Source organism: Pararhodobacter zhoushanensis, assembly GCF_003990445.1.
Lineage (GTDB): Bacteria > Pseudomonadota > Alphaproteobacteria > Rhodobacterales > Rhodobacteraceae > Pararhodobacter > Pararhodobacter zhoushanensis.
The window spans coordinates 1-1,301 of the sequence record NZ_REEZ01000027.1; the positions used below are offsets into that span (position 1 = coordinate 1).

The 1,301-nt window shown below is 59.3% G+C and carries 1 pseudogene; it reads right to left on the reverse strand.

The features are described 5' to 3' along the window. Window positions 1–39: 39 nt before the first annotated feature. Window positions 40–1,220 (reverse strand): annotated as a pseudogene (locus EAE28_RS23500) (IS3 family transposase). Window positions 1,221–1,301: the final 81 nt, after the last annotated feature.

Here is a 1,301-nt window from a genome sequence, read left to right on the forward strand (position 1 = left end):
TGAGCTACTCCCCAACACTTGGACAGATTTCCGGGTTGTTTAAGCTACTGCCTGCACCTGCTGATCGGTTTCAATGCGGTTAAAGTAGACCACGGCGGGCGGTTGTCCGCCATGGGCAGTGTGAGGGCGTTGGTGGTTGTAGAAGGTTATCCAGCGCCCGATGCCGACCCGAGCCTGCGACCCGGTTTCCCAGGCGTACAGATAGACGCATTCATACTTCAGGGACCGCCAGAGACGCTCGATGAAGATGTTGTCGATGCAGCGCCCTTTGCCGTCCATCGAGATCCGGCTGCCGACCCGTTTCAGCCGGTCGGTCCAGGCGAATGATGTGAACTGCGACCCCTGATCGGTGTTCATGATCTCGGGCGGGCCGAACTTGAGGATAGCCTCGTTCAGCGCTTCGACGCAGAAGTCGGCTTCCAGCGTGTTGGATATCCGCCAGGCCAGCACCTTCCGGGTGTGCCAGTCCATGATGGCAACCAGATAGAGGAAGCCGCGGCGCATGGGCAGGTAGGTGATGTCGGCGCACCAGACCTGATTGGGCCGTTCCACGCGCAGTCCACCCAACAGATAGGGGTAGGTCTTATGCCCCTTCGCGGGTTTGCTGGTATCGGGCTTCTGGTAGATCGGCATCAAGCGCATAAGCCGCATCAGTCGACGAATGCGCTTGTAGTTCACAACATACCCCTCGTTCCGCAGGTGCCACATCATCTGCTGGACGCCGTAAAACGGCATTTCGAGGAACTGCTTGTCGATCACCACCATGAGGTCGAGGTTCATCGCCGTCTCGCCCATCAGTTCGTAGTAGAACGACGACCGCGGGATCGACAGCAGGCGGCATTGTGCCCTGACCGACAGGCTCGGGTGGTTCCTCTCGATCATCCCGCGCCTCACTTGCCGGTCCAGGGCTTGAGCTTTCTGGACAAAAAATCGTTGGCCACAGCCAGCTCCCCGATCTTTGCATGCAGCGACCGCACCGCGTCCTCGTCGATCTCGGCTGCTCTCTTGCCGCCCCGTTCAAAGATGTCAGCCGCGCCCTCCAGAAGAGCGCTCGCCATTGTCCTCGGACCAATGGCGGACTATGGCTCGCTCCACTGATGGATCATCGTCGGATGCACGCCATATTCGGCGGCCAGCTCCGACACCGTGCGCTCGCCCTTCACAGCTTCCAGCGCAACACGGGCTTTGAACCCCGCGTCATGGTTCCTGCGTTTCTTCATGTTCTGATCTCCTCGTTCTTGGAGACCAGCAGACGTCAGATCGTAGCTTCCGTCACTGTCCGATTTTTGGGGAGCAGCTCA